Source organism: Pseudomonas sp. NY11955, from assembly GCF_048068035.1.
Taxonomy (GTDB): domain Bacteria; phylum Pseudomonadota; class Gammaproteobacteria; order Pseudomonadales; family Pseudomonadaceae; genus Aquipseudomonas.
This window is the reverse complement of record NZ_JBLUPS010000008.1, coordinates 113,690-137,982: the sequence shown is the minus strand read 5'-3', so window position 1 is coordinate 137,982 and position 24,293 is coordinate 113,690. Positions and strand designations below refer to the sequence as shown.

At 63.8% G+C, this 24,293-nt stretch carries 21 protein-coding genes; 14 read left to right on the top strand and 7 right to left on the bottom strand.

From position 1 onward, the window contains the following. Positions 1–28 precede the first annotated feature (28 nt). A complete protein-coding gene (locus ACNFBR_RS16645; protein WP_416735930.1) occupies positions 29–670 on the bottom strand; it encodes a DUF1109 domain-containing protein in 642 nt (213 codons plus the stop codon). Next, a complete protein-coding gene (locus ACNFBR_RS16640; RefSeq protein WP_416735929.1) occupies positions 657–1,244 on the bottom strand; it encodes a sigma-70 family RNA polymerase sigma factor in 588 nt (195 codons plus the stop codon). The genes ACNFBR_RS16645 and ACNFBR_RS16640 overlap by 14 nt, the downstream gene beginning before the upstream one ends. A 186-nt stretch (positions 1,245–1,430) precedes the next feature. Between ACNFBR_RS16640 and ACNFBR_RS16635 the strand changes: the two genes are divergently transcribed. The 9 genes from ACNFBR_RS16635 to ACNFBR_RS16595 all read left to right on the top strand — a co-directional run bounded on the left by ACNFBR_RS16635 (position 1,431) and on the right by ACNFBR_RS16595 (position 10,269). Next, positions 1,431–1,718, top strand: a complete 288-nt coding sequence (locus ACNFBR_RS16635; RefSeq protein ID WP_416735928.1) for a DUF2282 domain-containing protein — start codon at positions 1,431–1,433, stop codon at positions 1,716–1,718. 16 nt (positions 1,719–1,734) lie between these two features. Beyond that, a complete protein-coding gene (locus tag ACNFBR_RS16630) occupies positions 1,735–2,568 on the top strand; it encodes a DUF692 domain-containing protein (RefSeq protein ID WP_416735927.1) in 834 nt (277 codons plus the stop codon). After that, positions 2,565–3,320 carry a DNA-binding domain-containing protein gene (locus ACNFBR_RS16625; protein WP_416735926.1) on the top strand — a complete coding sequence of 252 codons (756 nt, stop codon included), beginning with the start codon at positions 2,565–2,567 and terminating at the stop codon, positions 3,318–3,320. The genes ACNFBR_RS16630 and ACNFBR_RS16625 overlap by 4 nt, the downstream gene beginning before the upstream one ends. 10 nt (positions 3,321–3,330) lie before the next feature. Continuing rightward, positions 3,331–3,798 carry a DoxX family protein gene (locus tag ACNFBR_RS16620; RefSeq protein WP_416735925.1) on the top strand — a complete coding sequence of 156 codons (468 nt, stop codon included), beginning with the start codon at positions 3,331–3,333 and terminating at the stop codon, positions 3,796–3,798. Positions 3,799–3,951: 153 nt separating this feature from the next. Then, complete coding sequence (locus ACNFBR_RS16615) at positions 3,952–4,203, top strand: hypothetical protein (RefSeq protein WP_416735924.1); 252 nt, start codon at positions 3,952–3,954, stop codon at positions 4,201–4,203. A gap of 90 nt (positions 4,204–4,293) precedes the next feature. Beyond that, positions 4,294–5,547 carry a TolC family protein gene (locus ACNFBR_RS16610; RefSeq protein ID WP_416735923.1) on the top strand — a complete coding sequence of 418 codons (1,254 nt, stop codon included), beginning with the start codon at positions 4,294–4,296 and terminating at the stop codon, positions 5,545–5,547. Continuing rightward, the gene (locus ACNFBR_RS16605) at positions 5,544–6,800 is read left to right on the top strand and encodes an efflux RND transporter periplasmic adaptor subunit (RefSeq protein ID WP_416735922.1); all 1,257 of its coding nucleotides are present in this window, start codon (positions 5,544–5,546) and stop codon (positions 6,798–6,800) included. The genes ACNFBR_RS16610 and ACNFBR_RS16605 overlap by 4 nt, the downstream gene beginning before the upstream one ends. Continuing rightward, positions 6,797–9,955, top strand: coding sequence for an efflux RND transporter permease subunit (locus ACNFBR_RS16600; RefSeq protein ID WP_416735921.1), 3,159 nt, complete (start codon positions 6,797–6,799; stop codon positions 9,953–9,955). The genes ACNFBR_RS16605 and ACNFBR_RS16600 overlap by 4 nt, the downstream gene beginning before the upstream one ends. Further along, positions 9,952–10,269, top strand: coding sequence for a copper-binding protein (locus tag ACNFBR_RS16595; RefSeq protein WP_416735920.1), 318 nt, complete (start codon positions 9,952–9,954; stop codon positions 10,267–10,269). Before ACNFBR_RS16600 ends, ACNFBR_RS16595 begins: the two co-directional genes overlap by 4 nt. A 22-nt stretch (positions 10,270–10,291) precedes the next feature. Here the strand turns inward: ACNFBR_RS16595 and ACNFBR_RS16590 are convergent, their stop codons facing one another. After that, a complete protein-coding gene (locus ACNFBR_RS16590) occupies positions 10,292–11,242 on the bottom strand; it encodes a GlxA family transcriptional regulator (RefSeq protein WP_416735919.1) in 951 nt (316 codons plus the stop codon). Positions 11,243–11,350: 108 nt separating this feature from the next. On the opposite strand from ACNFBR_RS16590, the gene ACNFBR_RS16585 reads away from it, so the two are divergent. From ACNFBR_RS16585 to ACNFBR_RS16565, 5 genes are all read left to right on the top strand, one after another. Next, a complete protein-coding gene (locus ACNFBR_RS16585) occupies positions 11,351–12,154 on the top strand; it encodes an SDR family NAD(P)-dependent oxidoreductase (RefSeq protein WP_416735918.1) in 804 nt (267 codons plus the stop codon). Positions 12,155–12,319: 165 nt separating this feature from the next. Continuing rightward, positions 12,320–14,002: an aspartate-alanine antiporter gene (gene aspT / locus ACNFBR_RS16580; RefSeq protein WP_416735917.1), complete on the top strand. Its 1,683-nt coding sequence runs from the start codon at positions 12,320–12,322 to the stop codon at positions 14,000–14,002. Positions 14,003–14,213: 211 nt separating this feature from the next. Then, complete coding sequence (locus ACNFBR_RS16575) at positions 14,214–15,506, top strand: OmpP1/FadL family transporter (RefSeq protein WP_416735916.1); 1,293 nt, start codon at positions 14,214–14,216, stop codon at positions 15,504–15,506. A gap of 51 nt (positions 15,507–15,557) precedes the next feature. Beyond that, positions 15,558–16,226, top strand: coding sequence for a DUF3313 domain-containing protein (locus ACNFBR_RS16570; protein ID WP_012272669.1), 669 nt, complete (start codon positions 15,558–15,560; stop codon positions 16,224–16,226). A 79-nt stretch (positions 16,227–16,305) separates the two neighbouring features. Beyond that, positions 16,306–17,319, top strand: coding sequence for an AraC family transcriptional regulator ligand-binding domain-containing protein (locus ACNFBR_RS16565; RefSeq protein ID WP_416735915.1), 1,014 nt, complete (start codon positions 16,306–16,308; stop codon positions 17,317–17,319). Positions 17,320–17,326: 7 nt separating this feature from the next. Here ACNFBR_RS16565 and ACNFBR_RS16560 read toward each other — a convergent pair whose 3' ends face one another. From ACNFBR_RS16560 to ACNFBR_RS16545, 4 genes are all read right to left on the bottom strand, one after another. Then, positions 17,327–18,955 (bottom strand): mechanosensitive ion channel family protein, encoded by a 1,629-nt coding sequence (locus tag ACNFBR_RS16560; protein ID WP_416735914.1) that lies wholly within the window; start codon positions 18,953–18,955, stop codon positions 17,327–17,329. A 43-nt stretch (positions 18,956–18,998) separates the two neighbouring features. Continuing rightward, complete coding sequence (locus ACNFBR_RS16555) at positions 18,999–21,527, bottom strand: fused MFS/spermidine synthase (protein ID WP_416735913.1); 2,529 nt, start codon at positions 21,525–21,527, stop codon at positions 18,999–19,001. A gap of 81 nt (positions 21,528–21,608) precedes the next feature. Next, positions 21,609–23,177 carry an arylsulfatase gene (locus tag ACNFBR_RS16550; RefSeq protein ID WP_416735912.1) on the bottom strand — a complete coding sequence of 523 codons (1,569 nt, stop codon included), beginning with the start codon at positions 23,175–23,177 and terminating at the stop codon, positions 21,609–21,611. A gap of 84 nt (positions 23,178–23,261) precedes the next feature. Beyond that, entirely contained in the window at positions 23,262–24,272 is a 1,011-nt protein-coding gene (locus ACNFBR_RS16545; protein ID WP_416735911.1) for an HAD family hydrolase, read from the bottom strand. Positions 24,273–24,293 lie beyond the last annotated feature (21 nt).

Genomic DNA, 24,293 nt, shown 5'->3' with positions numbered 1-24,293 from the left:
GTGCTGCTGGCACCGTTATCGTCCTCCCTCACCAGCGCAGCATACGTGGCCCGAGCAAGGTGCCCAGCAGGGTCGGCAGCAGCATGCCCAGCACATACCAGAGCCCCCAGAACGGCACTCCCATTTCCGGGCAATGCAGGCAATAGGCAAGGGTCCCCGTGGCGCCTGCCAGCAGGCCGCCTACGCCGCCCGCCTGGCGCAGGTGGGTCGGTGCCAGGCCGCGCAGTGCCCAGCAAACGGCAATCAGGGTGGGTACCGACAGCAAGGCGATGTTCAAGGGGCAGGTGCGCCAGGTGCGCCCCAGGATTAGCTCGGCACGGGCGCCCTCCGGGGCACCTAGCAAACTCGCCACGGCGCCCAGCCAAACCAACAGCAACGGCAAACCCAGCAGGCCCCATACCGCCCCGCCCCTTACCCCAGGTCTGGCCAACCGCTGGGTCAGCCACAGCGCCAGCAGCGCCAGGCTACCGGGCAAGGCGAGCTTGGCCCAGAACAGTGGGGTGCGCGCCACCCATGCCAAATCGTCACGCACACCGTACACGGCCACGGTCATCAGCACTGCACCCAGCGCACCGCCCAGCAACGCCAGTGTCAGGCGCCTGACCAGCGCATGGCGGTCCACCGGCCCTTCACCGGCCGCCAGCAGGGCAATCAAGTCATCGGTTTTCATCGCCGTCCTTGCCTCCCATCAGCTTGGCCAATGCCTTCAGGCCCCGGTGAATGCCTACTTTCACAGCCGAACTGGAAAGGCCAGTCATGCGCGCGGTCTCTTCCACCGAAAGCCCCTCCAGCTTGACATGGACGATGGGCAAGCGCTGGCGCTCCGGCAGCCGCGCCAACAGCTTACCCAGGTCCCGTGTGGCCTGAGCCGCCTCTTGTTCGCTGGCGGCGAACAGGTCGCTGTCATCCTCAAGCCCTTCGTGCAGCGCATCGTGGCGGACGTAACGACGATAATGATCCGCCAGCTTGTAGCGGGCAATGGCCTGTACCCAGGCGGTTAGCGGCTGCTGCGCCTGGTAGGTGTGGCGAGCGTTGTGCACCGCCAGCAATACCTCCTGCAGCAGGTCTTCGACCTCGGCGGGGCGCTGCGTCAGGCGCCGTGACAGAAAGCTGCGCACGTGCACCGCCAATGCCGCCAGGAACATCCGATAGGCCGTCGCATCGCCCGTCAGCCCTTTGAGCAGCAATGCCTGCAACTGGGCTTCGCGGACGCGCAGTGCCTCCTGAGTCATAGTTCGTTGCATTGGCCACCCGGGTTACAGCCACCGTGGAAGTTTTTGTCACGAAACAGCTGCTGCCTTCATACGGTAGGCGACTGGCGCGTGGCCGCACATTTTTTTCCAGGCCCTGTAACCCGTCAGGCCCACTGGGCGAACTACCCCATGAGCCGCTGGTACATCGCCACGGCCCCATCGCCCGGAGACCGCATCATGAAAACCCTCGCCCTCGCCACCGCCGCACTCGCCCTGGCTTCACTGGCCGGTACCGCGCTGGCCGCCGACCCGACCAGCAACACCAGCACTGGCGCCGCCATGGAAAAATGCTACGGCGTCGCCATGGCCGGCAAGAACGATTGCAAGGCTGGCGCCGGTACCACCTGTGCCGGCAGTGCCAAGAAGGACTACGACGGCATGCACTGGAAAAACGTGCCCGCCGGCACCTGTACCTCCATCAAGACGCCCGGTGGCATGGGCTCGCTGACCCCGATCAAGTCCTAAGCGCAGGCCGCCGACCATGAACAGTATCGCGCCCCTGGGCGCCGGGCTCGGGCTCAAGGCCGAGCACTACGCCGACGCGCTGTCGTGCCAGGCCAGCGGGCTGTGGTTCGAAGTGCACCCGGAAAACTACATGGTCGGCGGCCCGCGCAGGGCTTGGCTGGAACGCATCGCCGAGCGCCATCCCGTGTCGCTGCACGGCGTCGCGTTATCGCTGGCGGCGGATGCCGCACCGGATGCGGCACACCTGCAACGCCTACGGGCGCTGGTCGATCAGGTGCAGCCGACGCTGGTGTCGGAGCACCTGGCCTGGTCAAGCTGGCGCGGGCTGTACCACCCGGACCTGTTGCCCTTCCCTCGCAGCAACGAGGCCCTGGCCCGTATCAGCGAGAACATCTCGCGCACCCAGGAGGCCCTGGGGCGCTGCATTGCCCTGGAGAACCCCAGCCACTACCTGCAACTGCAGGGGCACGACTGGGATGAAATCGGTTTTCTCAGCGAACTGGTGCGCCGCACCGGTTGCAGCCTGTTGCTGGATGTCAGCAACGTCCATGTCAGTGCCCACAACCTCGGATTCAGCGCGGCAGCGTACCTCGAACGGTTTCCGGCCCAAGCCATCAGCGAGATACACCTGGCCGGCCACAGCCACGACGCCGAGGGCGACCTGCTGATCGACTCCCACGATGCCGCCATCGCCGCGCCAGTCTGGGCCTTGTACCAGCAATTGATCACCCGTATCGGCCCACGCCCGACCTTGATCGAACGCGACGGCAATCTGCCCGCTTTCGGTGAATTGCTGGCAGAGCGTGACACCGCCCAGGCCATGCTCGAGCAAGCAGGTACACGACCATGACGCTTACCCTTGGCCAATTTCAGGACGCGTTCGTCGAAGCGCTGTATCACCGCCCTGCCCCGCAACTGGCCGCAGTGGCGAGCCAGGCGGCGTTCGCGGTGTACCGCAACAGCGTGCTGGCGGGCGCTGTCGAGGCCCTGCGCGCGAACTTCCCCGGTGTCGAAGCGCTGGTGGGGCCGGCTTGGATGCAAGAGGCCGCTGCAGCCTATGCACAGCGAATACCACCCGACGACCCACGGCTGATCCTCTACGGCGCGGCCTTCGCCGACTTTCTCGAACCACTGCAGCGCTGTTACGACCTGCCTTACCTGGCCGACGTCGCCCGCCTGGATTTCGCTTGGTGCGAAGCGTTCGCGGCGCCCCTGGAGCCCTGCCTGGTGCTGACCGACCTGGCCGGAATGACGGCCGCGGACTTGGCAACCCGCTGCCTGGTACCTCGCAGCAGCGTGCGTTGGCGCTGGTTCGCGCAGCACCCAGCCTTCACCCTCTGGTACCACAGCCGCGAGGGCCTGGCCTGGCCCCCCGATCAGCCCTGGGTGGCCGAGGGCGCGCTGTTGAGCGCCACGCTGGAAGGGGTGGCCCAGCAAACCCTGGAACACGGCGGCTGTGCCTTTCTCGATGCCTGCGCGCAAGGCCTGCCCCTGGAACAGGCATCCCAGGTCGCACTGACGGCCCAGCCCGATCTGGATTTCACCGACCTGCTCAGCCGGTTGCTGGCGGCCCAGGTCTTTCGTCCCCTGTCATTCGCCTGAAGGAGGCATCATGGACACCACGCACCTCTCCCACCCCGGCAATGGCCTGCGCCAGCGCTGGAACCACCTTGCCGACCGTGTGCAAACGCTGTTGAGCGACACCGTGTTGTGCCTGGTGGCACGCATTGGCATCGCCTCGATCTTCTTTCTCTCTGGCCGCACCAAGGTAGAAGGATTGCTGACCATTACGCCGGGTACGTACGATTTGTTCCAAAGCGAGTTCGCCCTGCCGCTGGTGTCACCCTGGCTGGCGGCGCACCTGGCCACCTACGCTGAACACCTGTTCCCGCTGCTGCTGGTGCTCGGCCTGTTCACGCGGCTCTCGGCCCTCGCGCTGCTGGGCATGACCACGGTGATCGAAGTGTTCGTCTACCCTGATGCCTGGCCGACACATTTGTCCTGGGCCGGCCTCCTGTTGTTGCTGATCGGCCGGGGGGCGGGAACGCTGTCACTGGATCGCAAACTGCGGCTTCGCTAAGCGTAGGCCGGCAGGCTTAATGCAGCGCTAATCGAATTCGCTTACACTCGCCGCATGAACCGCTTCTTGCGACTGGTTACCCTCTTCTTGCTGGTTATCGCGCTTCCTTTCAACGGGATGGCAGGCGTCGATTCGCCCATAGAGCCGTGCCCCATGCAGGCCATGAGTATGCAGATGATGGCCGGCATGGAGCACGACTGCTGCCAGGACCAAGATCAGGGCAAGCCGTCCCATCACGACTCCAAAACCTGCAAGGTCGGCCAGGAATGCAGAACGGCGACTGCGCTCCAGGTCAGCATGCTAGAGCCCGTGTTGACCTTCGCTACCTCGCACCCCGCTGATACCTATGCCGTCAGCCTGGTAGCCAGCACCCCGCCGGACCACTGGCGCCCTCCTCGGGCCTGATTCTTTCGTAAAACCTCACACGATCGTTCTGCCTTGGCGGCCGAACGATGGCATGCGCGTGCGCGCTGGTTTTTTCGAGGAATCATGTTCATGACTCCCCTATGTTTGCATTCAGGACGGGCGCTTGCGCTCGGCCTGGTAATCCTGCTGCCGGTGCTATCGGCGCAGGCAGCTTCTTTTTCATTGGACGATGCGCTGCAACTGGCCGAGCGCAACGCCCCTTCCCTTCAGGCGCGCCAGGAGCAGGTGTCGGCGACACGTAGCGCGATCCTGCCTGCGGGCGAACTGCCCGACCCTCGGCTGAATCTCGGGCTACAAAACCTACCGGTGGACGGCAGTGATCGCTGGAGCACAAGCCGAGACTTCATGACCATGCAGGTGGTTGGCCTGTCCCAGGAAGTGCCAAACAGCGACAAACGCAAGGCACGGGTCGAAACCGCCAGGGCTGCGGTTGAACGCGCCGATGCCGAGGCGATCCTGGAGCGCCAGAACGTACGCGCAGCGACGGCACAGGCGTGGCTCGCGGCCTACACGGTGCAGCGAAAGCTGCAGCAATTCGACGAGTTCTATAAAGAGAATCGCCTGCTGGCTTCGGCGGTCCGCGCCCGTCTGGCCGGCGGAGGCGGAGCAGCGGCCGATGCACTTGCGCCCAACCAGGAAACGGCACAATTGGACGAACAGAAAGACCTGCTGCTAAGTCAGGCGGCCCAGGCACGAGCCGCCCTCAAACGCTGGACCGGTCAGGACGCGGATGTGCAAGCTGGCGCATTTCCTCAGTGGGCGGTGAGTGCAACGCAATACCTGCATGCGCTACATGCCCACCCAGCGCTGGCGGTTTATGGCGCCATGGGCCGAGAAGCCGAAGCCCAGGTGCATCAGGCGCAAGCCGAGAAGAAGTCTGACTGGGGTTGGCAACTGGATTACCAACGGCGCGGGCCGGAATTCAGCAACATGGTGAGTGTGCAGGTCAGTTTCCAGTTGCCCTTGTTCGCAGGCTCTCGGCAAGACCCGATGATTGCCGCCCGGCGTGCGCAAGTGCGCCAGCTGGAGGACGAGCAGGACGCGGCCCTACGCGAGCATACCGCGCAGCTGGAGGCGGATATGGCGGAGTACCAACGCCTGCAGCGTGCGGTGGCGCGCAGCCGAGACACCCTGCTACCGCTCGCCGAAGCGCGCGTGCGTTTGGCATTGGCAGATTACCGAGCAGGCAAGTCGGCCTTGAGTGAAGTGCTCGCGGCCCGGCGGCAGCGGGTAGAAGCGCGGTTACAGGATTTAGACCTGCAAGGCCAACTGGCAGCGACAGCAGCGCGCTTGCACTTCGCATACGGCGAGGTGCGGGCATGAAAACCACGTCTATCGGTCTGATCGCAGCCGTCGCATTGGCTATAGGTGGCGGCGCGGGCTATTGGTTGGCCGCGCGCGGGCAAAGTGCCGGGGCGCCGATTGCAGAGGCGCAAAAGGCACTCTACTGGTACGACCCGATGTACCCGCAACAACATTTTTCCGCACCCGGCCAGTCGCCTTTCATGGACATGCCGCTGGTGGCCAAATATGCGGATGACAGCACGGATGACACACGGCCCACGGTGCAGATTGCGCCGGGTATACAGCAGAATCTTGGGGTTAGGCTGGCGACCGTTACCCAGGGTCGTCTTGAGCGCACGCTGCAGGTCAGCGGTGCACTGGCCTTCGACGAGCGGGATTTCAGTGTGCTGCAAGCGCGTACCGCAGGGTTCGTCGAACGCACTTACGGGCGCGCCACAGGCGACGCGGTGACCAAGGGGGCACCGTTGGCGGATGTGCTTGCGCCAGAATGGGTAGGGCTGCAAGACGAGTTTCTGGCGCTGCGTCATTCGGGTGACGCCGACCTGCAGGCAGCCGCTCGCCAGCGCCTGTTGCTGGCAGGCATGCCGGCCGAGTTGATCGAGCGGGTCGCACGCACTGGCAAGGTGCAGCCTCTGGTGACCTTGGTAGCCCCCACCGCCGGGGTCATCCAGGCGCTGGAGCTGCGCCCGGGCATGACCGTGGTACCTGGTGCTACCTTGGCGCGGATCAACGGTGTGACCAACGTCTGGCTTGAGGCTGCCGTGCCTGAGGCCCAGGCCCAGGGCTTGCGTGAGGGACAGGCCGTGCAGGCCTATCTGCCCGCCTACCCCGGCCATGCAATAACCGGCAAGCTGACAGCGCTGCTGGCCGACGCGGACCTGCAAAGCCGCACCTTGCGGCTGCGCATCGAGCTGCCCAACGTCGAGGGTCGGTTGCGCCCAGGCATGACCGCCCAGGTCGACCTGCACCCGGCTGGGCAAGCCGATGACAGCTTGCTGATACCTGCCGAAGCCGTGATCCGCACCGGTAAACGCAATGTCGTGATGCTGGCTGAAGATCAAAACCGCTTCCGCCCAGTTGAAGTGGTACTGGGCCAGGAAAGTGGCGGCCAGGTCGCCGTGCTGCAAGGGCTGCAGGCAGGCCAGCGGGTGGTGGCGTCAGGGCAGTTCCTGATCGACTCCGAGGCCAGTCTCAAAGGCATCGAGGCTGCGACTGCGATTGACGAAGGCCGGAAGATCGAGCAGATCGATGCGCAGGAGAATCAGCCATGATTGCGAAACTGATTCGCTGGTCGGTGGGCAATCGGCTGCTGGTTTTGCTCGCCACGTTATTTATTGTGGCCTGGGGCGTGTTCTCGCTGCGTAGCCTGCCAATCGACGCGTTGCCCGATTTGTCGGACGTGCAAGTCATCATTCGCACCTCCTACCCGGGGCAAGCACCACAGATTGTGGAGAACCAGGTGACCTACCCACTGACCACCACCATGCTCTCGGTGCCTGGCGCCAAGACAGTGCGTGGCTTCTCGGCCTTCGGCGACAGCTTCGTCTACGTGCTGTTCGAGGATGGCACCGACCTGTACTGGGCTCGCTCGCGGGTCCTTGAGTACCTGAGCCAGGTGCAGTCGCGCCTGCCTGCGTCGGCCAAACCCATACTCGGGCCAGATGCCACAGGCGTGGGTTGGATCTACCAGTATGCGTTGGTCGACCGCAGTGGTGGCCATGACCTGGCGCAACTGCGCAGCCTGCAGGACTGGTTCTTGCGCTTCGAGCTCAAGACCCTTCCCGATGTCGCCGAAGTGGCGAGTATCGGCGGCATGGTCAAGCAGTACCAGGTGCTGCTCGATCCGTTGCGCATGGCCACGCTCGGCATTACCCAGGCGCAGGTGACGGATGCCATCGGCAAGGCCAACCAGGAAACCGGCGGTGGCGTCCTTGAGCAAGGTGAAGCCGAGTTCATGGTACGTGCTTCGGGTTACCTGAACACGCTCGATGATTTGCGCGCTATTCCCCTGCGACTGGCCAGCAATGGCGCCCCGGTGACACTTGCCGATGTCGCCACCGCGCAGCTTGGACCAGAGGCACGTAGGGGGATTGGCGACCTGGACGGCCAGGGCGAGGCCGTGGGCGGTGTCGTCATCTTGCGCAGTGGCAAGAACGCAAGGGAAGCCATTGCCCGCGTCAAGGACAAGCTTGATTCGTTGAAGAACAGCCTGCCCGCCGGAGTGGAACTCGTCACCACCTACGATCGCAGCCAGTTGATCGACCGCGCGGTGGAAAACCTCAGCCACAAACTGATCGAAGAATTCATCGTGGTCGCGTTGGTGTGCGCGGCGTTTCTCTGGCACCTGCGCTCATCGCTGGTGGCGATCGTCTCCCTGCCAGTGGGGGTGCTGATCGCACTGATCGTCATGCGCCATCAGGGTCTGAACGCCAACATCATGTCACTAGGCGGTATCGCCATCGCTATTGGTGCAATGGTCGACGCGGCGGTGGTGATGATCGAAAACGCACACAAGCGTGTCGAGGCATGGCATGCCCGCAATCCGGGGATGCAGCTGCAGGGTGAGCAGCACTGGAAGGTGATGACCGAGGCGGCAGTCGAGGTGGGGCCTGCGCTGTTCTTCAGCCTGATGATCATCACGCTGTCGTTCGTTCCGGTCTTTACCTTGCAGGCCCAGGAGGGACGGTTGTTCGCGCCGCTGGCGTTCACCAAGACCTACGCCATGGCTGCCGCCGCAGGGCTGGCGGTGACGCTGGTACCGGTGCTGATGGGTTACTGGATCCGCGGCCCGCTGCCTGCGGAGGCGCGCAATCCGCTCAATCGTGGACTTGTTCGTCTGTATCGCCCCGCGTTGGCGGTGGTGTTGCGCCGCCCATCGATGACACTGATGGGCGCGCTGTTGATTGTCCTCAGCAGCCTGTGGCCATTGAACCATTTAGGCGGCGAGTTTCTGCCACCGCTGGACGAGGGCGACCTGCTGTACATGCCCTCGGCGCTTCCTGGGTTATCCGCCCAGAAAGCTTCGCAACTGCTGCAGCGCACCGACCAACTGATACGGGCCGTACCCGAGGTGGCCAGCGTGTTTGGCAAAGCCGGTCGCGCCGAATCGGCGACCGACCCCGCGCCGCTGGAGATGTTCGAAACCATCGTGCGCCTCAAGCCAAAGGACCAGTGGCGCCCAGGGATGACCAGCGAAAAGCTGATCGAAGAACTCGACCGGACTGTTCAGGTACCGGGGTTGACCAATATCTGGATTCCACCCATCCGTAACCGGATCGACATGTTGGCCACCGGTATCAAGAGCCCGATCGGCGTGAAAGTGGCCGGCAGCGATCCTGGGCAAATCGATCGCGTGACACTGGCTGTCGAGCGTGCCGCGAAAACGGTGCCCGGCGTGACCTCGGCATTGGCCGAGCGTTTGACTGGCGGGCGCTACATCGACCTCGATATAGACCGTCATGCGGCAGCGCGTCACGGCCTGAACATTGCGGACATACAGGCCATCGTCGCCGGTGCCATTGGTGGTGAAACCATTGGTGAAACGGTTGAAGGGCTGGCCCGCTACCCCATCAGCGTGCGCTACCCACGTGAATGGCGAGACTCCGCCGATGCGTTGCGTCAGTTGCCGATCTACACCGCCCAGGGCGGGCAAATTACCCTGGGCACCGTCGCACAGGTGCGCATTGCCGATGGCCCGCCGATGCTCAAGAGCGAGAACGCCCGCCCTTCGGGCTGGGTTTACATCGACGTGCGCGGCCGCGACCTGTCGTCCGTGGTGGCAGACCTGCGCCAAGTGGTAGCGCGCGAGGTGAAGCTCGAACCCGGCATGAGCCTCAGCTACTCCGGCCAGTTCGAGTACCTGGAGCGTGCCAATGCGCGCCTGGCGTGGGTGATACCGGCGACGCTGGCGATCATTTTCGTACTGCTCTACCTCACTTTCGGCCGTGTTGAAGAAGCACTGCTGATCATGGGCACCTTGCCCTTCGCCCTCACCGGTGGTGTGTGGCTGCTCTACCTGATGGGTTTCAACCTGTCGGTGGCCACTGGCGTCGGCTTCATCGCCTTGGCTGGGGTGGCCGCGGAGTTCGGCGTCATCATGCTGGTCTACCTGAACAACGCCTGGGCCGAACGCCTGGCCAACGGCGAGCACACACAAGCGGCGCTGCTGGAGGCGATTGGCGAGGGCGCCGTGCAACGCATCCGCCCCAAAGCCATGACCGTGGCGGTCATCGTCGCAGGGCTGTTGCCGATTCTGTGGAGCGGCGGTACCGGCAGCGAAGTGATGGGCCGTATCGCTGTGCCAATGGTGGGCGGCATGCTGACTGCCCCCCTGCTCTCACTGTTCGTCATCCCCGCGGCGTACTGGTTGATCCGACGCCGAAACCTTGCAGCAACCCATGATTCCAAACCAGGAGTAACTCAATGAAAAACCTCTATCTCAGTGTGGTACTGGCCTTTGCTTTTGCCGCTGGCGCACAGGCGCAGGACAGCATGGCGGGCATGAACATGAGTGCAGAGCCGGCGGCGCATGCCGAGGGCACGATCAAAGCCATTGACCTGGAGCGTGGCAACATCACACTCGCTCATGGGCCGGTGACGGCGTTGAAATGGCCGGCCATGACCATGGGCTTCAAAACGACTGCGCAACAGGTCGAGGGTTTGCAGGTTGGGGACAAGGTGATGTTCGATTTCCGTATGGAAGGGAGCGCTGCAACGATCGTAGACATCCGCAAGCACTAATCCGCCAACGTGGCCCACTTCATCAGATGTGGGCCACGTGCCGGGCGTCCCTTCGTACCGCTTGAGGGGGGACGCCAAACCCACGGATAAACACCTCTCGCATATGTCGACGGTCCCTGAAGCCGGTCTCCTTGGCCACCACATCCAGGCTGTGCCGGCTCTGCTCGATCATCAGTCGGGCAGCCTCCAGCCGCAGGCTCTCGACAGCCTTGGCCGGTGATTGCCCGGTCTCGGCGGTGAATACCCGGGTGAATTGCCGTGGGCTCAGGTGCACCACGTCGGCAAGCTCCTCCACACTCAATGGGCGGCTGAGGTGCTTGCGTGCGTAATCCAGCGCGCTCTGGATACGGTCCGACCTGGGCGCAAGGGACAACAGTTCGGAGTGTTGGGACTGCCCACCGGAACGGCGTTGGTGCATGACCATCTTGTGCGCCACCGACCTGGCTATCTCGCTGCCCAGGTCTTTTTCCACCATGCCCAGCGCCATATCCAGGGCGGCGGTCATACCGGCGGACGTCCATATCGGCCCGTCGACAATGAAGATGCGGTCGTCCTCGACGTCGATCTTCGGGTGCAGTTCACGCAACTTGGGCGCATAAGCCCAGTGGGTCGTCGCCCGTCGCCCATCCAGCACGCCGGCCTGCGCCAGCACGAAACAGCCAGTGCAAAGGCCTGCTGTGCGGCGCGCAGCGTCGACGAAGCCCCTCACACTGGCCAGTACCTCTTCACTGGGCGGCGTCCATGGCGCCAGCGTGCCAGTCACCATCCAGGTGTCGGCCAGCCCTGGGGCGACCAGGGGCAGCGTGTCGATAGACATCCCCAGCGAGGAGCGCACCATGCCCCCGCCGATGGAAAAATTCTCGACCCTGTAAAACGCTTCGTCGGCAACGATATTGGCGAGCTCGAACACGGTTTGCGTCGCCAGGGACATGATCTGGAAGCCCTCGGTGATCAGATAGCCAACCCTGTGCATCGTTGAAGCCCTCTTTGCGATGTCTTAAAACACTACCATATACGTCATTCAAGACAATAAACATTTTCTGCATCATGGCTCCACATACCCAAGCAACGGAGCACCACCATGACACAGGCATTCAAAGGCACCGCGCTTATCACAGGCGCCTCCACCGGCATCGGTTCAATCTACGCAGAGCGGTTGGCACGCCGCGGCTATGACCTGGTACTGGTGGCACGCAACCGGGAGCGCCTCAACGCACTGGCCGAACGCCTCACCAACGAAACCCGGCAGAACGTGGAAGTGTTCCCGGCAGACTTGGCCAATGCAGATGACCTGGCCAAGGTCGAACGCAAGCTGCGCGAAGACGCCAGCATCACCGTGCTGGTGAACAACGCCGGCATCGGCACCCATACCAGCCTGCTGGACAGCGATGTCGAGCGCATGGCCGAAATGATCAGCCTCAATATCACCGCCCTCACCCGCCTGACCTATGCGGCAGCCCCCGGTTTTGTCGCCCGCAAGCAGGGTGCGGTCATCAACATCTCGTCCGTCGTCAGCTTGGCGCCAGAGCTGCTCAACGGCGTGTACGGCGGCAGCAAGGCCTATGTCACTGCCTTCACCCACTCCCTGAACAAGGAGCTGGCCGGCACGGGCGTCCAAGTGCAGGCGGTACTGCCCGGAGCCACCGCTACCGACTTCTGGCAAATCGGTGGCTTACCGGTCGAAAACCTCGACCCCGGCATCGTGATGTCGGCTCAGGACCTGGTGGACGGCGCGCTGCAGGACTTCGACAACGGTGTGCTGGTGTCCCTACCGTCGCTGCATGACCTGCAAGCCTTCGACCAATACGAGGCTGGCCGGCAAGCCTTGTTCGGCCTGCTGTCCAGCAACCAGCTCGCACCGCGATACAGTGCCAAGCAGGTATAAAGCAAGAAATCGCCTGGTGAGGCTCAGAGCGTCGGATAACGCGCATCTACCCCGCCAGGCGGCCCACAAGACCATGCGCATTTGGTGACATACGCCGTGCACCCGCCAATTGCACGCATACTCATGAAGACGTGTCCGCCATCACCGCTTCAGGAGGTTGCCACCATGCTCGGCCAGGTCATGGATGCTCTACGTGACAACCCTGAAATCGCCGTATTTCTCGCCATTGCCCTGGGCATCCTGCTTGGCCGTATCAAGCTGGGCAGTTTCCATCTGGGTTCTGTCGCCGGCGCACTGCTGATGGGGCTACTGATCGGCCAGGTCGGCCTGCAGGTGCCCCACGAACTGAAATCGGTATTCTTTGCCTTGTTCATTTACGCGGTCGGCTTCAAGAGTGGACCGGAGTTTTTCGGCAGCCTCAACCGCGGCACGCTCAAGCTGGTCATTCTCTCGCTGGTGCTGTGCGGCACTGCCCTGGCGGTGATTCTGGCGATGAACGCGCTGTACGGCTTCGATGCAGGTTTTACCGCAGGCCTGGGCGCCGGTGCCCTGACGGACACGGCAATCATGGGCACGGCCAGCAGCGCGATCGCTCAATTGCCGCTGGATGCCGCAGCCAAGGCCGAACTCAACAGCCATATGGCAGTGGCCTATGCCATCACCTATGTATTCGGCACCGTCGGGCTGATCGTCTTCGTCGGCAGCCTGGCGCCACGCCTGCTCGGGGTAGACCTGCGCAGCAGCGCCCAGGCACTGGAGCGTGAACTGGGCATCGAGCGCAATGAAGATGCCATCAGCATCCCCTACACCCGTATCGTCGTGCGCGCCCATCGGCTCACGGCCGCCCAGGCCGCCGGAATGGCCATTGCCGACGTGGAGGCACTGCACCCGGCCTTGAGCATCGAGCGGGTCACCCGGGCCGGGCAACATGTGGAGCGCGACCCGCAATTACGGCTTGAACCCGACGACATCCTGGGCATTTATGCCCTGCGCGATGCCGTAAGCGATCTGCACGACTGGATAGGCCCGGAGGTGGACCACCCGCAAAGCCTGTCGTTCCCCACCCGCAGCGCCGACATCGTGTTGACCCGTCGCAACCTGGCCGGGCGTACCCTGCATCAGGTAAAGGCGGCACTCACCGGTTCCGAGCGCATGGGCTGCTTTCTCACCGGCATCACCCGTCAAGGCTTGCCCCTGCCCCTTTTGCCGGAAACCATCCTGCGCCGGGGCGATGTCATCAGTCTCACCGGGCGTGCCAGCAGTGTCGATGCCTTGGCCGCGCAACTGGGCCGGATCCGACACCCCAGCTACCGCAGCGATATCGCCATCCATGCATTGGGCCTGGTTGCCGGTTCACTGATCGGGCTGCTGTCCACTCACATCGGCATGATCCCGGTGGAACTCGGTATTGGCGGTGGCGTGCTGCTAGCCGGGCTGTTGATCGGTTGGTACAACTCGCGACATCCCGATCTCGGCGCCCTGCCACCGGCGGCGCAGTGGGCATTTTCCGAGTTCGGCCTCACCGCCTTCGGCGCAGTCGTGGGCTTGCTGGCGGGGCCGGCGGCGCTGACGGCGGTCAGGGAGCAAGGCATGGCGCTGTTGCTGGCGGGCGCACTGGTGACCCTCATTCCGCCGCTGGTCACGCTCTATTTCGGCCGCTATGTGCTGCGCCTGCATCCGATGATCCTGTTGGGCGCACTGGCCGGAGCACAGACCGAAGCGGCCTCAATGAACAAGATCATCGAGCAGTCAGGAAGCAATACCCCAGTCATCGGTTTCACCGTCTGCTATGCCGTCTCCAATGTACTGCTCGCGGTGTGTGGCCCGATCATCATTGCCTTTGCCTGACGCCTCGACTTGCCCGCCGGCAGGTGTCGTCTAAAGTACTAATTCACAGCGCCAGCAGCTGCTTCTCATTCAAGATGTGAAATTGTCGTGAAAAGAGTGTGCCCGGCGCCAGCCGCCTGATTTCAACATGGCTACCCTGCTTCTACTACGCCTCAACGTTCGCTGGTAGTTGCCATAAACGGTACAGCGCTTCAGTCACAAGGAGCGTTCGATGGAACCGCTGTACTGTCTGCGCCGCTCGGCAGCCCTGGTGCTCTGCACGGCATCCTTGTTCGGTAATACTGCCTGGGCAGGTGGCATCCTCATCTATGAAGCCGGCCAGGAGGGCAATGGCCTGGCCAATGCCGGGTCTGCCGCATTGGCCAACGATCCCAGCGTACTGATGAGCAACCCGGCCGGCATCACCCAGCTCAAGGGCACTCAGATTAGCGCCAACGCCCAGGTCATTCTTGGCGACCTGCGCTTTTCCCGCGACGCGGGCAACCAGTTCGACGGCAACGAAGGCGGCAATGCGCTGCAATACCTGCCCGGCGCCAGCCTGTTCATCAGCCACCAGCTCGACGAGCGTTCGGCCATCGGTTTTGGCATGTACGGCAACTTCGGCCTGGCGCTGGACTACGACGATGACTGGGCCGGCCGCTACTTCACCCAGGAAGCCGCGGTGATCGGCGTTTCGATGCAACCGACCTGGGCCTACAAGTTCACCGACGACCTGTCCATCGGGGTTGGCCCGCGCATCATGGTCGGCTACTACCGCACCGAGATGGCCATCGACAATAACCTGCTGGGCCTGGCCGACCGACCCGATGGCCAGCTCGAATACAAGGACACCGATGTCGGCGTGGGCGTCAACCTGGGCCTGTTGTACCAGCTCGATGCCCGCACCCGTGTGGGCCTGGCCTACACCAGCAAGGTCAAGCTGGAGTTCGAAGACAAGCCACACCTCAAGGACATCGACAACCCCTTGCTCAACGTCGCCCTGCGCCGCCTCGACGTGGACTCGCTGGAGCTCGACCTCAACGTGCCGCAAACCGTCACCTTCAGCATCGCCCATGCGCTCGACGACCAGTGGACCCTGCTCGGCAGCCTCAACTGGCAGGACTGGAGCGACTTCGGCGATGTCGGCGTGGAGGTGGACAGCAACGCTGGCGGCACCAGCCGCACCGTCGACCGCAAGTACAAGGACACCTGGCATGCCTCTGTGGGCGCACAGTACCAGGCCACCCGACAATGGCGCTGGAGCGTCGGCCTGGGCTACGACAGCTCGGCCGTGGACGACAAGGACCGCACGGTCGACAACCCCATGGGCGAGGCCTGGCGGTTGGCGACCGGGGTCAACTATCAGGTCGATGAGGGCCTGGACCTGCACCTGGCCTACACCTTGGTATGGCTCGGCGACATGGACGTCGAGCAGACCAAGGCGCGCTCCGGCAGCACGTTGTCCGGCAGCTATGACAACAGCGCCCTGCACATCATCGGCGGTGGTGCCACCTGGCGCTTCTGAGGCCCCCGGCAAGGCTGTGGGCATTGATCATCGCAACGAAGGAGAAGCTGCATGAACACCAAGACATTAGCTGCATCGCTGTGCCTTGCCACCCTCATGCTGCAGGGGTGCGCCAGCAAGTACGTGGAGTCCGACCAGTATTCAGGGTTTCTGAAGGACTACAGCATCCTCAAAGAAGACAAGTCGCCGTCTGGCGCGCCAGTCATGCGCTGGATCAAGCCCGGGGTCGATGCCAAGCGCTACACCAGCGTCTATATCGAGCCCAGCCAGCTCTACCCCAAACCGCAACCCACCGACAAGGTGCCGCAATCGACCTTGACGGGGATCACCCAATACTACGACCAGACCCTGAAGAACCACTTCTCCCAGGTATTGCCGCTGGCCACCAGCCCTGGCCCGCGCGTACTGGTGGTGCGCCCGGCGATAACGGCGGTAAGTGCCCAAACCAAGAGCCTGCGCCCTTATGAAGTGATCCCGATTGCGTTGATCGCCGCCGGCATCAGCACCGCCACCGGCATCCGCGACCAGGACACCAGCATCGCCACCGAAGCGGCGTTCCTGGATGGCGACAGCAACCAGGTCGTGGCCGAAGTGGTGCGTAAAGGCGCGGGCACGGAGCTGGATGACTCCTCCCAGGTCATGCAGGCAAAAGACGCCAAGGCCGTACTCGATGGCTGGGCCAAGGACATGGTCGGCTCCTTCCAGGCCTTGAGGAAATAGGCCACTTCCCTTCAGCACGGGGCGGACCTGCACAGGAGCATGCAGGCCCGCCACCCGGTCACTGACGAGGCGCGATTCCATGGACAGCATTCGCGGCAGCGCATTGCTGCAATTCGACCAGTTTCTGGCCGACCACGGCGCTGTACAGCGCGATTTTCTGGCCCCGTTGCGCATCGACCCAGGTGTGGTCGGCCATTACGGCAAGCGTCTGCCCTACCTGAGCCTGGTGCAATTGTTCGAAGGCAGCGCGCATGCATTGAGCCTGCCACGCTTCGGCCTGGAACTGGCGTTGCGCCAGGGCTCGACCCTGGTCGGCCCGTTGCGCCACCTGGCCAACTCCGCACCGACCGTGGGCCACGCCTTGGTGGCTGTGATCCGATACATGCGCCACTACAGCCCAGCTATCCACTTCCGCCTGGAACACCGCGCCGGGCAGGCCATGCTGTATTTCGACAACGGCCTGCCGGGTTCCGAGCAGACGCCGCAGGTGGTCGAAAAATCGGTGATGGGCGCGCGGCTGCTGGTCGGCGAGCTGCGCGGCGTGCCGCTGCGGCCACGGGTGGTGACCTTTCGCCACGCCGCCCTGGGCGATGCCTCGGGCTACACCCGCTACTTCGACTGCCCCGTACTGTTCGGCCAAGCCCACAACTGCATGGTGCTGGGCGCCGACGCACTGCAGGAAGCCTGCGTGCACCAGGACCCCGACCTGCATGCCATCGTCCGCCACTTCCTGGAGAACCAGGCCGTCCCTTGCGACAGCCTGCTGGCCTCGGTAGAACGCAAGATCCAGATGCTGCTGCCTGCCCAACGCTGCACGCTGGAACAGGTGGCGCTGGCCTTGAACATGAACTCACGCACCCTGCAACGGCACCTGGCCAGCGACGGTATCGAGTTCGAAGGCTTTCTGGACGGTATTCGTCGCCGCCAGGCACAACAGATGCTACGCAAGACCACCTTGTCTGTCGGGCAGATCGCCAACGAGCTGGGCTATCGCCGCACCACCTCGTTCTGCCGTGCTCATTTGCGCTGGTTCAGCCTCACCCCGTTGGAGCATCGACGCCAGTACGGCGACCCGGTGATCGCCGCGCTTTGAGTGGCGCTCAGGCACCTTTGCCATCGCCGCCCGGTTCCCGCGCAGGCGCGGCGAACCACTTGTCGCGCGGTACCCACTTCTCCTGGGCAGGGTCGCCCAGGTAATGCGGCGACATGATCTGCACGCCATATTCATTGAACACATCCTGAATGTTGGCGTGCAGCAAACTCAGCAGTTCGGCCCTCGGCCGTGGCTCGCTGGGCACCGCCTGGGCCACCAGACGGTACTCGGGGTAGAAATCCGAAAGCCCGGTCTGGAACACCTGCGGCCTGGGTTTGGCAAGAATCCCCTCGGTGCGCTGCGCCGCCTCCACCAGCATCGCCTCGACCTGCCGCCAGGGCGTGTCATAGCCGATGGTGACCACCGTGTCGACGATGTACCCCTGGCCCTGCACCACCCGTGAATAGTTGCGCGTCACCGACCCGGTAATCATCGAGTTGGGCAAGGTCAGCACTTCGCCCAGGCCGGTGCGAATGGTGGTGTTGAACATGCCGACCTCGGTCACCGTGCCTTCGTTGTCGCCCACCCGCACGTATTCACCGGCCTTCAAGGTGCGCGAATAGGTCAGGATCAACCCTGCCGCCGCCTGCCCGACCACACTGGAAGCCCCCAGCGAAATCATCAGGCCCAGCAACACCGAAAGCCCTTTGAAGGCATCGGTGCCCGAGCCCGGCAAGTACGGGTAGGCCATGACCAGGGCAAACAGCCAGATCGCCAGCGAAGTGAGCCGTGTGGTGGGCTGCAGGGTTTCTTCGGTCAGCCATTTCAGTGTGCCTGGGCGGGCCATGCGCTCCAGCATGCGCCGGCTGAAGCCACTGATGCCCCGGGCAATGAAAAAGATCATGACAGCCACGGCAATGCCCGGGATCGCGTGCAGGATGCCATCGAGCAGGTAACGCAGCAGGTCGAGCAAATGCACATTGAGGCTCTCGCCCCATGGCCGCGTATAGGGAAACTGCGACAGCACGAAGCTCAACCACTGGTAGCTGAGCAGCAGCACGACCACCCAGTACGTCAGGCGCAGCAGCCGGTCGATCAGAAAGTACACGTACTGCATGTCGAACAGCGGCAGCTGGCCCACCTTGATTTGCCGGGCACGTTCGCGCATCAGTTGCGGCAGATGCCCGCGCAGTTTGCCACGGCCCAGGTTGGCGCCCTTGATCAGCGCCACGAACACCAGCGTGGCGATGGCGGAAAAACCCAGCGCCTTGAGCAGAAACCGCAGGCTGCGCGCCTCACCGGTTTCATCCACGACCTGGCGCAACGTGGCTGCGGCCTGCTCGGCTGCTTCGCGGGTGTCGCCGCCGTCCACGCCCAGGTCCTGGGGCGCGACGATGAAAGCCCGGCGCCCACCCAGCAGCACCAGGTGGCTGTTGATGATCGAGTCGACATGCACGGGCAGTTCGTCGGTACCGCGCAATGCCTCGTCGATCACCGCCGTGGCCCGCTGCACACGTGCGGCAGGGGTCTCGCCGAGCAAGGTGGCGTGGAAGGTGAAAATGCTGCGGTTGGCAATGCGCAGTTCTGCGGGCTCGCCCGGCACGCCATCGGTCGCGCTACCCACCACATCCTTGCCATGCCCCGCCAGCGGCAGCAAGGCGCACAGCACCAACAACGCAGTCAACAGACGGTTCATCGCACACTCCCTGGCCGATAGTCCTGTAGTGATAGCACAGGCTTCACTGGTCGGTGCCGGGGCCCAGGAACCAGCGATAGTACGGGTTGCCGCCGTCGCTGCGGGCCAGCTCGCGGGCCTCCCGCGCCCAAGCCTGGCGGTTGCCGTTGTAGGCGTGCAGGCTGAGGCTGTAGAAAAGCGCCAGGCTACGCCACTGGTCATTCACCGCACTGGCGATTGCAGGCGTGGCCCCCTGCAGCGCAGGGGCACTGCGCAGGGCCAGCAAGGCTGGCAGCACACGGGTGATTTCCCGTGGGCGCACCCACGGCGCGTATTCGATGCGCGGCTGGTCGTCGGTCACCGGCAATGCATCGCCGGCGTAGCGTTCAAGCCCGGCACGGTCGGTAATCCAGGTGGCCAGCAAGGCCTCTGGCGAAGCGACACCTACCTCGGCCAGCGTCTGGGCCACGCTCGCTTGCGCCAGGCGCTGGCGGATACGCGGTACATCCAGCTGCAATGGCTGCAATGAGCCGATCAGCAGCATTTCGTGGAACTCGGTGGTCCACAGCGTGGCATGGGGGAAGACATCGATGAAGCTGCGCACCAGCGAGCGGCTGTCTTCGTCGTTCTGGGTCGGCAGGGGCAGCCACTGCGCGACCAGGCCAGCGGGTTGCAGGCGGGCGGCGGCCAGCTGATAGAAGTTACGGGAGTACAGGTTGACCACGCCGGCCGCCGAGGGTGGCGGTGGCTCCAGGGTGATCAGGTCGTAGCGTTCCTCACTGCGCAGCAGCTCTCGGCGGCCATCGCGCAGGCGAATATCCAGGCGCGGGTCCGCCACCGCCGCATAATTGCCTTTGAAGCGCGGCGCCGCCTGCAAGACCTCGGGCAGCAACTCGGCCACCACCGGGCGCTCCAGCCCTGGGAAGCGCAGCATGGCACCAGCGGTGATGCCGGTGCCAAAGCCGATCACCAATGCCGAGCGCGGCTCGCCGTTGTGGATCAGCAGCGGCAGCAAGGCTTGCAAGCGCATGTAGCGCAGCGACGGCATGGCGTCGCCAGTATTGGATACACCCTGGATGTAAAGACGGCTGAAGGTTTGCCCCTGGCGCCCTTGGGTCACCACTGCCACCGTGCCGCCCTTGCCCTCATGGTAATAGGTGAGTTGCCCGTTGCGTGCGCCTGGCAGCAGCTCGGCCAGGCGCTGCGGCGGCGTCAACAGCACCACCAGCACGGTTGCACAGGCCACCAGGCACACGGCCAGCGCAGCCGGACGACCGACACCCTGGCCACGCCACACCGCCACCAGGCCTACCAGCACAGCCAATGCGGCAAGCGCCCCCAAGGCACGCACCAGGCCCAATTGCGGCACCAGCACGAACCCCGTAAGCAGCACGCCGACGATGCCGCCCAGGGTGTTGAGCGCCACCACCGCGCCCACATCGCGCCCCACATGACCGCTGTCCACCACCAGGCGCAAGGCCAGCGGAAACGCGGCCCCCAGCAAGGTGGTCGGGAGCAGCACCATGCACGCGGCCGCCACCGCGAATCGTGCGCACATGCCGGCCAATTCGCTGCCGGTCAGTTGCAGGGCAAACAGTTCGGCCTGCGTCTGGGCCAGCACCAGCCAGCGCCCCAGCCCGGCGAGCTGCAACAGTGCAAGCAGCCCGGCAATGGCAATCAACAGCCCGAACACCCCCCAAGGATCGCGTATACGATCGGCACGCCTGGCATACAACGCGCTGCCGACCAGCAGCCCGGCCAGGTAGGTGGCCAGCACCACGGCAAAGGCATAGGCCCGGGTGCTCATGAAGGGCACGATCGACTGGCTCCACACCACCTCGTAGCCCAGCGCCACCCCCCCGGCGATGCAGTACAGGGCGATGGCCAGGCGTGCCTGCGGCGAACGCGGTGCCGATGAAGCACTGGCCACCGGCGGTAGGGCCACTTCTCGCCGGTACGACAGCCAGGCACCCAATGCCGCCAGCAGGTTCAGGCTGGCCGCCGCGCAGGCGCTGCCGGTGACGCCAAGGCGCGGCAACAGCACGAAGGCCGCCGCTAGCGTGCCTGCGATCGCGCCAGCGGTGTTCGCCGCATACAAGCGCCCGCCCGCCTCTGCCAACTGCCCGCTGACAGGCGCCAGTGCCCGCACCAGCACGGGCAAGGTGCCGCCCATGAGCAACGCGGGTACGCCGACCAGCACGAAGGGCAATGCCCAGGCCAGCAGGCCGGCACTGGCCTCGACGCGGGCGAACAGCCCGGCGGCATGGGCCAGGCCAAGGGTGGCGCCAAGCCCCAGCAGCGCCACGGCAAGTTCAAGATAAACGTATAGCCGTACCGGGCGTTGCAGGCGGTCGGCCCAACGCCCGAACAGCAGGCCACCCAAGGCAAGCCCGGCAAAAAAGGCACTGATACCGGTCGCGACGGCATGCACTTCCACGCCCACGACCAAAGAAAGTTGCTTGATCCACAGCACTTGGTAGACGAGGCCGGCGGCGCCGGAGAGGAACAACAGCGTGGCAGGCAATGCGAGCAGTGGACGGGACTGGGTGCGAGGCTCACGGGAAACAGCGGAAGATGCTGCAGGTGATGCCATGTATGAGCGCCTTGTGCATGCGGGTAAAGATGCAGGAGCGAGCACGCCCGCCCCTGCGGTCATGGCACTACAGTGTAGACCTCACTGCTTGTTCATCTTTTCTTCGATTTTCTTGTCCACGTCAGCACGGATCTGGTCGATGCTGAAGCTGGCCGGGCGTTGGCTAGGCGGATAGTCGACAAAGGTTTGCAGGAACTGCGCCGATTTCTTCACGCCGTTGAAAATCAGGTAGTCGTTTTTGGTCAGCCAGTCGTAGTACTGGTCAGACACCACGTCTGCCCGCTCGTAAGGGTCCATCCGCAGATTGAACAGTTTCGGCACCCGCAGGCAGGTGAACGGTTCGCTCCACACCTTCAGGCCACCCGGCGCACGCTGCTCGCAGAAGACGATTTTCCAGTTGTCGTAGCGCATCGCTACCAGGTCGCCGTCATCACTGAAGTAGAAGAACTCGTTGCGTGCACTCTTGTCGGTCTTGCCGGTGAGGTAATCGAGTTGGTTGTAGCCGTCCAGGTGCACCTTGAAGTTCTTGCCACCGACGTCGGCCCCCTTGAGCAGGCGTTCCTTGATATCCGTGTCGCCGATGGCCGCAAGCAGCGTCGGGAACCAGTCCAGCCCCGACATCATCTGGGTGGAAACGGTGTCCGCCTTGACATGGTTCGGCCAGCGAATGATAGCCGGTACGCGGAAGGCCCCTTCCCAGTTGGAGTTCTTTTCGTTGCGGAATGGTGTAGTCGCCGCATCCGGCCAGGACCACTGGTTAGGGCCGTTGTCAGTGGTGTAGACCACGATCGTGTTGTCGGTCACCTTGAGGTCGTCGAGGGTTTTCAAAAGCTTGCCCACGTCGCCATCGTGTTCAAGCATGCCGTCGGCATACTCGTTGCCTACCATGCCGCTCTGGCCCTGCATCGACTCGCGTACGTGGGTGAAGGCGTGCATGCGGGTGGTGTTCATCCACACGAAGAAAGGCTTGTCGGCCTTGACCTGTTTGTCGATGAAGTTGATCGCCGCCTGCGTGGTTTCGTCGTCGATGGTTTCCATGCGTTTCTTGTTCAACGCACCGGTGTCTTCGATCTTGCCGTCCGCGCTGGACTTGATCACACCGCGCGGTGAAGCGGCCTTGACGAATTCGGCATCATCCTTGGGCCAGTAAGGGCGCTCCGGCTCCTCCTCGGCGTTCAAGTGATACAGGTTGCCAAAGAACTCGTCGAAACCATGGTTGGTCGGCAAGTACTCATCCTTGTCCCCCAGGTGGTTCTTGCCGAACTGGCCAGTGGCATAGCCATGGGCCTTGAGCGCTTGAGCGATGGTAACGTCGCGTGCTTGCAGGCCCACCGGTACGCCAGGCATACCGACCTTGGACAGGCCGGTGCGCAACGCCGACTGACCGGTGATGAACGTCGACCGGCCGGCGGTGCAGCTGTTTTCCGCGTAATAGTCGGTGAACATCATGCCTTCCTTGGCAATGCGGTCGATGTTCGGTGTCTGGTAACCGACCACGCCCTTGCCATAGGCACTGATATTGGTCTGGCCGATGTCGTCACCGAAGATGACCAGGATATTCGGCTTGTCCGCCGCACTGGCCAGCCCCGCCCCGAACGTTGCCGTTGCCGCGAGGGCGGCCGCCGACAACCATGCTCTACTGGACTTCATAGCTACGCTCTCCGTTTCACGTCACTGCTGTCGTCCACGACTGCTGGCACGGCGACTACCGTGCTGCTGCGGCTGGTTGATGAATCATTGCGCTGTTTCAAAGGGGTAGACACGGCGCCACTCACTGGCCATGTCGACCACGGTCCAGCCCTTGGCCGTGGCTTGGTCCAGGGCTTTGTCCAGGCGCCCGACCGAACTCTTGCGGTCATAGGCCCATTCGCGGTGGGCATCGGTGTGGTGGACCAGCCCGGCAAAGCGTCGGCCCTTGCCCGCTTGAGTCCACTGCAGCATCTGCAGGTCGCCGTCGGAATTGCCGAACGCCAGCAGCGGCCGGCGGCCAATGATCGAATCGATGCTCACCGGCTTGCCCGGGCCGTCGTCGTTGTGCACCACCTTGGGCAAACGCTGGATGCTCAGCTTGCCCTGCTGGTCCTGAAACGAGGCCCCCAGGGTCGTGCCGATCACCTGCTCTGGCGGGATGCCATACACCTCGTCGGCAAAGGCGCGCATGAAGGCGACCTCGCCACCCGACACGATGTAGGTCTTGAAGCCGTTGTCACGCAGGTAGCCCAGCAGTTCGAGCATCGGCTGGAACACCATTTCGGTATACGGTTTGCCGGTGCGCGGGTGACGGGCGCTGGCCAGCCAGCTGCGGCTGCGGGCGATGAAATCCTCACTGCTCATGCCCGAATGGGTCGCCGCGACGATCTTGAGCATGCCGTCCATGCCTTGCGCCGCCAGCGCCTGATGGTCGTTTTCCAGTACCGCCTTGAACGGCTGCTGATTACGCCATTGCGGGTGCTGCGGCGCCAGGCGCTTGACCTCGTCCATGGCGAACAGCACTTCGAAATACAAGGGTTGCTCGCTCCACAGCGTGCCATCGTTGTCGAACACCGCGATGCGCTCGGCCGGGGCGACATAGTCGGGGCCACCTTGCTGGGTGACCGCGCCGACAAAAGCCACGATAGCCTGGCGCGACGGCCCGTCACGCCACGAGGCCAACGGCTCGGCCGCCAGCGCCTGCAGGGCCGGCACCAGCAGCAGCACACACAACAGCGCGCGAATGGAAGCAGTGCTCACCTGGATCTTGCCCATGGCCAATCATCCCTGCTGAAG

What these genes read in the sequence shown, in the direction of transcription:
- ACNFBR_RS16645 (WP_416735930.1), bottom strand. Translation starts at nt 670, where the DNA reads ATGAAAACCGATGACTTGATTGCCCTGCTGGCGGCCGGTGAAGGGCCG.
- ACNFBR_RS16640 (WP_416735929.1), bottom strand. Translation starts at nt 1,244, where the DNA reads ATGCAACGAACTATGACTCAGGAGGCACTGCGCGTCCGCGAAGCCCAG.
- ACNFBR_RS16635 (WP_416735928.1), top strand. Translation starts at nt 1,431, where the DNA reads ATGAAAACCCTCGCCCTCGCCACCGCCGCACTCGCCCTGGCTTCACTG.
- ACNFBR_RS16630 (WP_416735927.1), top strand. Translation starts at nt 1,735, where the DNA reads ATGAACAGTATCGCGCCCCTGGGCGCCGGGCTCGGGCTCAAGGCCGAG.
- ACNFBR_RS16625 (WP_416735926.1), top strand. Translation starts at nt 2,565, where the DNA reads ATGACGCTTACCCTTGGCCAATTTCAGGACGCGTTCGTCGAAGCGCTG.
- ACNFBR_RS16620 (WP_416735925.1), top strand. Translation starts at nt 3,331, where the DNA reads ATGGACACCACGCACCTCTCCCACCCCGGCAATGGCCTGCGCCAGCGC.
- ACNFBR_RS16615 (WP_416735924.1), top strand. Translation starts at nt 3,952, where the DNA reads ATGCAGGCCATGAGTATGCAGATGATGGCCGGCATGGAGCACGACTGC.
- ACNFBR_RS16610 (WP_416735923.1), top strand. Translation starts at nt 4,294, where the DNA reads ATGACTCCCCTATGTTTGCATTCAGGACGGGCGCTTGCGCTCGGCCTG.
- ACNFBR_RS16605 (WP_416735922.1), top strand. Translation starts at nt 5,544, where the DNA reads ATGAAAACCACGTCTATCGGTCTGATCGCAGCCGTCGCATTGGCTATA.
- ACNFBR_RS16600 (WP_416735921.1), top strand. Translation starts at nt 6,797, where the DNA reads ATGATTGCGAAACTGATTCGCTGGTCGGTGGGCAATCGGCTGCTGGTT.
- ACNFBR_RS16595 (WP_416735920.1), top strand. Translation starts at nt 9,952, where the DNA reads ATGAAAAACCTCTATCTCAGTGTGGTACTGGCCTTTGCTTTTGCCGCT.
- ACNFBR_RS16590 (WP_416735919.1), bottom strand. Translation starts at nt 11,242, where the DNA reads ATGCACAGGGTTGGCTATCTGATCACCGAGGGCTTCCAGATCATGTCC.
- ACNFBR_RS16585 (WP_416735918.1), top strand. Translation starts at nt 11,351, where the DNA reads ATGACACAGGCATTCAAAGGCACCGCGCTTATCACAGGCGCCTCCACC.
- aspT (WP_416735917.1), top strand. Translation starts at nt 12,320, where the DNA reads ATGCTCGGCCAGGTCATGGATGCTCTACGTGACAACCCTGAAATCGCC.
- ACNFBR_RS16575 (WP_416735916.1), top strand. Translation starts at nt 14,214, where the DNA reads ATGGAACCGCTGTACTGTCTGCGCCGCTCGGCAGCCCTGGTGCTCTGC.
- ACNFBR_RS16570 (WP_012272669.1), top strand. Translation starts at nt 15,558, where the DNA reads ATGAACACCAAGACATTAGCTGCATCGCTGTGCCTTGCCACCCTCATG.
- ACNFBR_RS16565 (WP_416735915.1), top strand. Translation starts at nt 16,306, where the DNA reads ATGGACAGCATTCGCGGCAGCGCATTGCTGCAATTCGACCAGTTTCTG.
- ACNFBR_RS16560 (WP_416735914.1), bottom strand. Translation starts at nt 18,955, where the DNA reads ATGAACCGTCTGTTGACTGCGTTGTTGGTGCTGTGCGCCTTGCTGCCG.
- ACNFBR_RS16555 (WP_416735913.1), bottom strand. Translation starts at nt 21,527, where the DNA reads ATGGCATCACCTGCAGCATCTTCCGCTGTTTCCCGTGAGCCTCGCACC.
- ACNFBR_RS16550 (WP_416735912.1), bottom strand. Translation starts at nt 23,177, where the DNA reads ATGAAGTCCAGTAGAGCATGGTTGTCGGCGGCCGCCCTCGCGGCAACG.
- ACNFBR_RS16545 (WP_416735911.1), bottom strand. Translation starts at nt 24,272, where the DNA reads ATGGGCAAGATCCAGGTGAGCACTGCTTCCATTCGCGCGCTGTTGTGT.